Source organism: Desulfobulbus sp., assembly GCF_030824455.1.
Taxonomy (GTDB): Bacteria; Desulfobacterota; Desulfobulbia; order Desulfobulbales; family Desulfobulbaceae; genus Desulfobulbus.
The window spans coordinates 1-8,651 of record NZ_JAVBXR010000019.1; the positions used below are offsets into that span (position 1 = coordinate 1).

Genomic DNA, 8,651 nt, shown 5'->3' on the forward strand with positions numbered 1-8,651 from the left:
GGGCGCCGCCTGGGTGGAAGGTGGCGAACGCCAGCGCACAGAGCGCCGACGCCTGCATTGATGGGGACAAAGCTGGGATCTTCATTGGCAACGCCTCATGAGTAGGCTATGCAGAGTTTGCGTCCTCGACGCCACGCCGTGGAATCCGAGGCCGTAGTGGGTTCCGGAAGCATGGGCCGGATTGCGCGGGCTCTTGCCGGGCTGCGGGATGGCCCATCAATGCCCCGCGACCATACAAATATTTGGCCTTGGCTTGACGGCCGGGCCGATCATGAAAAGATTTTTTAAACAGCAGCCCTGTTCCCTTTTCATTCCCCCGATGGAGGCGCATTCATGCTCAAGAAAACCATGCTGACCCTTGGATTGATCGTTGCAGCAACGCCCCTGGCGCCCAGCGCCGGACTGGCGCATTACACCAGCGGCGTTGAACACCTTGGCGAACGGACCGCCTCCTTTCTCGCCTCGCCCTTTGTCGCGGCCTTTGATCCCGCCCCGCACAGCTATCAGCCGCCGGTTGCCGCTGTTCCGCCCCAAGTTTCGCCAGGCATGTGCCGCTGGGAGCGCCAAGTGCTCGACGCCTACGGCAGACCGATGCTGGATCAATCCGGCCAGCCCGTGCGCGAGTTCACCATCGCGCCCTGCCAGCATCCGCCGTATTGAGGTTCGCGCCTTTACGTAGTGCTTACCAAGGCGGGGCAAATTCCAAGAAGGTTGACAATTGTTTGGAATGGCTTTGGGGGTAGCCGGCGCACACTCACGTCCCCATATTGCGCGGTGCTTCATTCGGGCTGCTCCCGGCTACTCTGCGTGGCGGCACGGCTGGGTTGCGATGATCCCAGCTGCGGCCAGGGCTTCGATTTCCGTTGGCGAAAGTCCGGCCAGTTGGAGGATGTCGGCGGCACCTTCGCCCACCATGGGCGGTTGCAGGCGCAGATCAAAGGTCTGGCCGGCAAGCCGCAGCGGCAGTTTGGGCAGCTTGACCTGTTTGCCGGAAGGCGTTTCGGTGACGGCCAGGCCGCCGGATTGGTTCATGTGGGGATCATCCCACAGATCCACCGGCTGGTTGACCGGGGCAAAGGGGATGCCGGCCTGCTCGGCCAAAGCCATTAACTCGGCTTTGGTCAGTCGTTGCAGCCGGTGCTGCAGTTCGGGGAAGAACCAGGAGCGCGCCTCGATCCGGCCCTGGTTGGTGGCCAGTTTGGGATCTTCGGCCCAATCGTCGAAGCCGAAGGTTGCACAAAAACGGCGCCAATGGCGGTCCGAGGTGAGACCGATAAACACCTGCTGGTTGTCTTTGGCGGCAAACAGCTCATACACCGACCAAGTGCGCCCGCGCTCGGGCATAGGCGGCGGGGCCTGCCCGGAAACCCCGGCCCCGGCCATGTGCTGGCCCATGAGAAAGGCCACGGATTCAAACAGCGAGGCCTGCACCACCTGCCCCTGGCCGGTCTGCCCGCGCTGGAGCAGGGCGGCGAGAATGCCGATGACCCCGAAGCCGCCGCTGAGGATGTCGGTGACCGAGGCGCCGGCGCGCATCGGTTTGCCGCTGGGTCCGGTCATGTAGGCCAGACCGCCCATCATCTGCACCACCTCGTCCAGGGCCGGCCGGTGGGCGTAGGGGCCGGGCATGAACCCTTTGAGCGAGCAGAAGATCAGGCCGGGGTTGCGCCGCCGGCAAACTTCGGCCCCGAGCCCCAGCCGTTCGACCGTGCCGGGGGCAAAATTCTCAATCAGCACGTCGACCTTTTCCACCAGCTTGAGAAAGAGTTCCCGCCCCTGTTCGTGCTTCAGGTCAATGGCCAGGCTTTTTTTATTGCGGTTGAAGCAGGTGAAAAAACCGGCGCCAAAGCCCTGCAGCCAGCGGGTGTCGTCGCCCTTGCCCGGCCGTTCGACCTTGAAGACCTCGGCCCCGAGATCGGCCAGGATCAAGCCGCAGGCCGGCCCCATGATGTTGTGCCCCAGTTCCAGCACCCGGAGACCGGAGAGCGGCAGAGGCGGATGTGGCGGATGCGGCGACGAGTCGGGTTGCTGGTTTTCCATAGTGTTTTCCATGTGCTGCTGCATTGTTGCGATAAAAGAATCACGAAACCGCCGACCGGGTGCTGCTCCCGCGCTTCTGACCTCGTCTGCGCGCTCTCCTGGACGCGCGCGGCGGGCGGTTCAGCCTTTTTTTCAGCCGCGTTTCCAACCACCAAACACCGCGAATCGACACCGGCTGCGCCAACACTCCACCGGCGCAAACCCCGCGTCAGCCAGCCAGGCCAATTGATCCGTCAAAGGCGCGTTCCGATCGGCCTGCATCCGTTCCAGCGCCTGTTGCAAGGCCGCCTCCGAGACGCCGGCGGCGCGGACCTCGGCCAGCCATTGCTGCGAATAGACCTCTTCCTCGGCAGCGGAAGGCCCCCGCACCTGATCGACATTGACCAAGAGCCCGCCGGGACGCAGGGCTTGATACATCTTCTCGAAAAGCCGTCGCTTGTCCGCATCTTCAAGATGATGAATCGACAGGGCCGAGATCACCAGATCGTAGGCGGCCGGGGCATTGAGTTGCAGGTGATCCTGTACGGCGTAAGAGATGCGCGGGTTGCCCTGAAAGCGCAATCGCGCCTGGGCGAGCATGGCCTCGGAGAGGTCGGTCAGATGAATGCTGGCCTGGGGATAGGCCGCAGCGACCATGGCGGCAAACAGCCCGGTGCCGGCGCCGAGATCAAGCACCTCCGGGGCGACCGCCGATTGCGGTAAGGCTTGCAAGGCTGCGCCGTACAATTGGGCAAAACCGGGCACAAGTTTGGGACGGTCCTGATCGTAGGCCGTCGCGCAACGGTCAAACAAATCGCGAATGTCGCAGGCGTTGTGCATGAATGCCTCGGGGAAAGAAAGGAAAGCGTGGAACCCGCAGGAAGCACTATAAAAAGCACGGCCAGAAAGTCACCAACAATTCCTCCCCGCAGCCTGTCCTGCCCTTGACCGGGGAAGACGCAACCATCACCCTGGAGTTTGACCTGCACCGGAAATAAGGGCCGCGCGCTCCGTTTTCACGCCTGATACACCACAAAACGATTGCCGCCCTCAGCCTTGGCCTGATACATGGCGCGATCCGCGCACCGCAGCAACTCTTCTCCTTCCTGGGCGTGATCAGGGTACAGGGCAATGCCGATGCTGGCGGAGACGTTGACCAGATGCCGATCGATCGGAAACGGTTGCGCCACAGCCAGACGAATCTTCTCCGCCACCACCAGGACGTCCCGCCCATCTTTCATCACCGGCAGCAGCACCACGAATTCATCCCCGCCAAGACGCGCCAGGGTGTCGGCGACCCGCACCTCCCCCAGCAACCGCATTGCCAAGGCCTGCAGCAGGCGATCCCCCACGGTGTGCCCCAACTGGTCGTTGACCGGTTTGAATTTGTCCAGATCAAAAAAAATCACCGCCAATTGTCTGCGATCGCGGTGCGCTTGACGCAGCCCCTGGCGCAGACGGTCAAGCAGCAAGGCCCGGTTGGGCAGGCCGGTGAGCAGGTCGTGGTGGGCCAGATGCGAAATGCGCTCGGCCTCGGCGCAATATTCGGTGATGTCGGAGAACCCGGTCACCAGTTGCACGACATTGCCGGCGTTGTCGCAGACCTGATTAATGGACAGCCAGGCGACAAAGATCTCCCCGGTTTTGCGGCGGTTGCGCACCTCGCCTTCCCAGTGCCCCTGGCTTGCCAAGGACTGCTGCACCATCTGGAAGAACTCGTCGCTGTGATAACCGCTGGCCAGCAGGGAAAAATCAGCGCCCACCGCCTCTTCGACCCCGTAGCCGGTGATGCGGGTAAAGGCTGGATTGACCGCAATAATCCGCTGCCTGGAATCGGTGACCATCACCGCCTCAAGCACGGTTTCAAACACGGTGGCCGCGAGCCGTTCGTATTCGCTCCGCCGCGCCGCTTCCCGTGCGGCGGCGATGCGTTGCTCGCGCCGATACACGGCCGTGGCCAGATAGACCAGGCAGGCCGTCGCCAACCCCACCAAGGCGACCAGCCGGCGGCTTTCCCGCCGCCAGCTCGCCAGCGCCTGATCGTGATAGAGATGCGTCGCCACCACCAGCGGATACAGCCGAGACACGCGAAACGCGGTGAAATCATGCCCTTGTCGCTCACTCTGGTAGCGGCCGATTTCCGCTTGGCGCAGCAATTGCGCCAGCATCAGGTCGGGATGCTCGCCGCCCAGCGGGGTGCGTTCGCCGCTGGTCAGCAGCACCAGACGATCATAGCGCAGGATCTCGACAAAGCCGTCTTCAGCCGTCAACCACTGGGTAAAATAGTTGATGAAAAAATCCGGATTGAGCGCAACCGCCAACCGCACCTCCTTGCCCTTGTATTCGCCCCGGCAGAGCACCGGAATGAAGCCAAGCTGGTCGGCGGGCAACGGTTGCGCCAGCGTCGACGGCCGGCCTTCGTCAAAATCACGGCCCGCCCAGGGGCGACCGATGCGCAGCGAGGCGCCAGGGGATGCAGCGGTGTGCGGGAAATAATCGCCCAGATCCAACTGCACGCCGAGGTTGCCGGCGTTGGAACTGGCCACAATCCGGCCAGTGGCGTCAAACAGGGAAAGGGAGCGAATAAACGGGGCCTGGCGCAGCATGGGGGCCAACAATTCGCCCATCTTTGCCGGTGTGGATTCGGTCGATCCGGCGGCGATGAGATCGGCAAGCCGCTGGACGCTTTCCAGGCTGCGGGTCAAGTGCTCTTCAAAGGCGCGCGCGTGCAGGGCGCTGTGTTGCAGCGTCTCAAGGATTGCGGCGTTTTTCTGGCGATGAACGACGTAGCCCGTGCCCGCGCAAACGGCCAGGACAACCGCCGCCGTCAGGGACAGGAACACAAGGTTGGCGCTCAGGGCGCGGCGAAGAGTCACCTGCGCGGCCGTGGTCAGTCGAGTTTGGCGATGGCTTCAAGCCGGTTCCGCTTGGCCGCCTCGAGCAGGCGACCGTCCTGCTTGACGGCGCGGACAAATTCTTCGACCCGGGCATGCCAGCGGTCGTCGCCGGGGGCCATGGCGTAGGCGTAGGGGGTCAGCTGGTAGGTTGTCGGCGGAGCCACCAGCCGGGCCCAGTCGGAATTGGCCAGCATCCGCTGGCTGTAGGGATAATCGGTCATGAACACATCGGCGCGGCCCGACTCCACCTCCTGCTCGCGGGCAAAGGGGGTGTCCAGCACTGCCAGGCGCGCCTGGCGAAGCCGCTGGCGCATCAACGGCTCGTGCAAGGTGCCCTTGGCCACTGCCACCACCACGCCGGGCTGGTCGATGTCGTCCCATTGCCGGATGCGCCGGTTAGTGCGGGTGGTGACGGCGTAAACGTCGCTTTGCAGATGGGGTTGGCTGAAACGGAGCTTTTCGGCGCGGGCCGGGGTAATGCCAATGGCGAACATGGCGATGTCGCAACGGTCGCCGGCAACGTCCTCGATCAGCCGGGCAAAGGAGCTGTCGATAAATTCGACCCGCACCTGGGGGCCGAGGTCGTGCGCCAGTTCGTGGGCCAGATCAACGTCAACGCCGGCAAGTTCCTGGGTCTTGGGGTTGCGGTAGCTGATGCCGTAGTAGTCGGGCCAGATGCACACCCGCAACTGCCCGGTTTGCATCACCTGAGCCAGGTGATCCGGGGATGCGCCGGGCTCGGCGCCGAACGCAGGAATCGAGGTCAGGAACAACACACACAACAAGCGGAGCATGGGTCTTCGCTGCATTCTGTCTCCTTATTGGCGCTGGCCATGAACGTCCCAGGATCACAGGGAAAGGCTCAACCTCTCCCTGCTTCTACAAATCAATATAGAGGGTTGCCAAGTGCGTGTCAATGTTGCCGTAAAGACGGCGCCTTTTCGGATTCCTCGCAATCGGGCGAACAACGCGCGCAACACAAGACGCCTGCCACGTGCGGCTCAATGCGGTTGTCGCCGCCTCCTGTATTCAGCCACTCTTTCTGTTGCGGCCGCCACGGATGCGAGGCGCGGCTCCTCACATCTGCGGCGGCTGCGCCACAGTTTCGCAGCGCGCGCAACCCGCTTCTCCCTTACACTAAAACGCAGGCCCGAACCAACAACCATCGCCTTGATGTAACGAATATTATTCGCCGCTTACCGCTGGCGCCCATAGTGCATCGCCTTGACCAAGCGGAAGCATTGCCGGCCTCGTCTTTCGCGACAACGACTACGAACAGGTTAAGCGACCATCTCAAACGCAACCATTCGAGGGAGGACTCACCATGTTGTCAAACGCAGACGTGAACGATCATCTGGGCGCGATGTTGCACAACGATTATTTTCAGCCTCAGAACCTGACCATCTACAGGGTGGCGAAAGACACCGGCATTGCCAAGGCCGATCTTTGCGGGGTGCTTGGCGGCAAAAAACGGCTGCCGGTTCAGGAGGCTCTGCTGCTGGCCCGTTATTTCGGCGTGGAAGAGGATTTTTTCGCCGTCATGCAGCTGAGACAGGAATTGCGGATCGAAAAAGAAAAAATGGCCGCAGTACAATTGTTTTCCTGATCCTTCCCCGAACCGCCCACTCTCTCAATCCAGCCCGACGCGACGCGCCGAGGCTGGATGCCCCAAATTCCCGCTCGCGACACATCGCTGCCAACGCTGGTTTCGGGCGATTCGAGACGAATCCAGACAAGTTCAGGCTCTTTGCCGGACCATCCGGCAGACGGTCAAGCGGGCGACAAAGAGGTTGACCGCTCACCCGCCAATCGGTAAAAATTACCTGAGCCCCACACGTTGGGGACCAACTTAAACGGCCCCCACCCTCTTCCCACTCCCAACCAGTTGCGGCAAAACAGCTCGCCGCCGCCGGGCGTCCCATTCCCGGCGAGCCCCTGAACGCAAACGAGCGGCGCGCATTCGCCCGCTCTCGCTCTATGGCGATCCCGAACCCGGAGATCACACAGGCAGGTCAACCATGCACAGGAGGAGATCATGAAACGGATTCTGGCAGCAGTCACAACCCTGGCGCTGACGGCCGCACCCGGACTCACCCCGGCCCAGGAGGCGCAAACCCTGGACGAACTGGTGCAGCAGTACGACGCGTCGAGTTGCAAGGAGTGCCATCAGGAAATCTACACCCAGTGGGAGCAGTCGCTCCACGCCAAACCGATGCTCGGCCCGATTGGCCGCACCCTGGCCACGTTCCAGGGCTACGTCAATTCCCGCGACACCGAGCTGAAAAAATCGCGCGAGGTGGCGCCCACCACCAAGGCCTTCCTCAAGCCCTGCGTTGAATGCCATCTGCCGCAGATGATGGACGCCTCCGACAAGGTCGCAGACGAGATCGCCAAGGCCATTGTCGACGGCGACGAAGAGGTGTTGAGCAAACTGCGGATCACCTGCATCGTCTGTCACAACCGCAACGCCGTCATCCGCAAGTTCCGCGACGGCAATCCCCAGCCAAACGTCATCTACGGGCCCGAATTCGCCGGCCCCCATGGAGACGCAAAATTCACCACCGTCGCCAAGAGTGAAATGCTGCGCGACACGGTGTTCTGCGCCCAGTGTCATCAGGGGCCCAATGTGCAGCATTACGACGAACCGATGTGGTGCACCTCCACCTTTGACAGCCATCAGCAATTTTACGTGCCCATGGGCGGAACCGAGTCGTGTCAGGACTGCCACATGAAAAAAGAGGGGGGCCACCGCTTCCCGCCCAACTATCAGGACCCCGCCCAAACCTCCATACGCCTCAAGGAATGGATCGACCTCAATCTCACCGCCATTGGCTATCGCATGAAGCCCAATGCCAAGGAATTGATTCCGCTGGTGGTGATCAACAGCGAGGTGGTGAGCCGCATCGGCCACCGTTTCCCCGACGGTTGCCCCTCGCCCAACCGGGTGACCCTGGACATCAAGGTCAGTTCCAAGGACGGCAAGGAACTGTACACGGAAACCAAAACCTATATGCCGCAACACAAACTGGGCTACGACGACAACACCATGGTCTATGCGGCCAACCGCAAGCTGACCCTGATGCGCGACACCAGCCTGCAGCCCTTTGTGCCGAGAAAGGAGACCATTGAGGTCAGGCTGCCCGAAGGCGTTGAAGAGGCCGTGGTGGAAGCCACCCTCACCTTCCGCCAATTGCCGGGCGTGCCGGAGGCTGAATTCCCGATCCACAAGGTGACCCGCGAGGTCAGCCTCAAGCGCTGAGCGCAACGCTCCCCTGCACACCCCAGGCCCCGGCAGTCGACTGTCGGGGTCTGGGCATCGCAGCATCGCAGGGGTCACAGCATCGCAGGGGTCAGATCTTGAATCTTGAATTATTCCATTTTCCGAATGATTTTGCTCACCGTTGAATTGTGCAAGCCGGTTGCGGCGGCGATTTGCGTCTGGGTGTAGCCGAACTCCTGGCAGGCCCTGAGAATGGCTGCATCACGGGCTGCACGGCTTCCTGTGACAGGTACAATCTCTTCCAAGGGTGGCCGATCAGCAAAGCGTTGGACGCGAGGAATTTCTTTGAAAACGCTTTTGTCTTTGAGCAGGGGGGAGAGCTTTCCCAGAAACGCATCGTCTCCGAGAAGGCACTGACCTTTCAGATTTTTCCAGGGTGACTCCAACTCTAAACCTGCCATGACAAAACGTCGGTACGCTTGCCGCGCCTGTGGGCGATCAGCGCCGAACTGTTC

At 61.9% G+C, this 8,651-nt stretch carries 8 protein-coding genes; 3 read left to right on the top strand and 5 right to left on the bottom strand.

Translation table 11 applies throughout. The annotated features are described in order from the left end of the window. Nucleotides 1-333 precede the first annotated feature (333 nt). Nucleotides 334-660 (top strand): hypothetical protein, encoded by a 327-nt coding sequence (locus tag RCH93_RS03305; RefSeq protein ID WP_306546891.1) that lies wholly within the window; start codon nucleotides 334-336, stop codon nucleotides 658-660. A 138-nt stretch (nucleotides 661-798) separates the two neighbouring features. Here the strand turns inward: RCH93_RS03305 and RCH93_RS03310 are convergent, their stop codons facing one another. The 4 genes from RCH93_RS03310 to RCH93_RS03325 all read right to left on the bottom strand — a co-directional run bounded on the left by RCH93_RS03310 (nucleotide 799) and on the right by RCH93_RS03325 (nucleotide 5,725). Next, the gene (locus RCH93_RS03310; protein ID WP_306546892.1) at nucleotides 799-2,052 is read right to left on the bottom strand and encodes a CaiB/BaiF CoA-transferase family protein; all 1,254 of its coding nucleotides are present in this window, start codon (nucleotides 2,050-2,052) and stop codon (nucleotides 799-801) included. Between the two features lie 120 nt (nucleotides 2,053-2,172). After that, complete coding sequence (locus tag RCH93_RS03315) at nucleotides 2,173-2,859, bottom strand: class I SAM-dependent methyltransferase (protein ID WP_306546893.1); 687 nt, start codon at nucleotides 2,857-2,859, stop codon at nucleotides 2,173-2,175. A 176-nt stretch (nucleotides 2,860-3,035) separates the two neighbouring features. Continuing rightward, a complete protein-coding gene (locus tag RCH93_RS03320) occupies nucleotides 3,036-4,895 on the bottom strand; it encodes a diguanylate cyclase domain-containing protein (protein ID WP_306546894.1) in 1,860 nt (619 codons plus the stop codon). Between the two features lie 14 nt (nucleotides 4,896-4,909). Then, entirely contained in the window at nucleotides 4,910-5,725 is an 816-nt protein-coding gene (locus RCH93_RS03325; RefSeq protein WP_306546895.1) for an ABC transporter substrate-binding protein, read from the bottom strand. Between the two features lie 515 nt (nucleotides 5,726-6,240). Between RCH93_RS03325 and RCH93_RS03330 the strand changes: the two genes are divergently transcribed. Next, complete coding sequence (locus RCH93_RS03330) at nucleotides 6,241-6,522, top strand: hypothetical protein (protein ID WP_306546896.1); 282 nt, start codon at nucleotides 6,241-6,243, stop codon at nucleotides 6,520-6,522. Between the two features lie 429 nt (nucleotides 6,523-6,951). After that, entirely contained in the window at nucleotides 6,952-8,175 is a 1,224-nt protein-coding gene (gene extKL, locus RCH93_RS03335) for a multiheme c-type cytochrome (seleno)protein ExtKL (RefSeq protein ID WP_306546897.1), read from the top strand. Nucleotides 8,176-8,285: 110 nt separating this feature from the next. Here the strand turns inward: extKL and RCH93_RS03340 are convergent. Further along, the coding region (locus RCH93_RS03340; RefSeq protein WP_306546898.1) for a helix-turn-helix domain-containing protein at nucleotides 8,286-8,651 on the bottom strand (366 nt) is incomplete at its 5' end.

What these genes read in the sequence shown, in the direction of transcription:
- RCH93_RS03305 (WP_306546891.1), top strand. Translation starts at nt 334, where the DNA reads ATGCTCAAGAAAACCATGCTGACCCTTGGATTGATCGTTGCAGCAACG.
- RCH93_RS03310 (WP_306546892.1), bottom strand. Translation starts at nt 2,052, where the DNA reads ATGGAAAACACTATGGAAAACCAGCAACCCGACTCGTCGCCGCATCCG.
- RCH93_RS03315 (WP_306546893.1), bottom strand. Translation starts at nt 2,859, where the DNA reads ATGCACAACGCCTGCGACATTCGCGATTTGTTTGACCGTTGCGCGACG.
- RCH93_RS03325 (WP_306546895.1), bottom strand. Translation starts at nt 5,725, where the DNA reads ATGCAGCGAAGACCCATGCTCCGCTTGTTGTGTGTGTTGTTCCTGACC.
- RCH93_RS03330 (WP_306546896.1), top strand. Translation starts at nt 6,241, where the DNA reads ATGTTGTCAAACGCAGACGTGAACGATCATCTGGGCGCGATGTTGCAC.
- extKL (WP_306546897.1), top strand. Translation starts at nt 6,952, where the DNA reads ATGAAACGGATTCTGGCAGCAGTCACAACCCTGGCGCTGACGGCCGCA.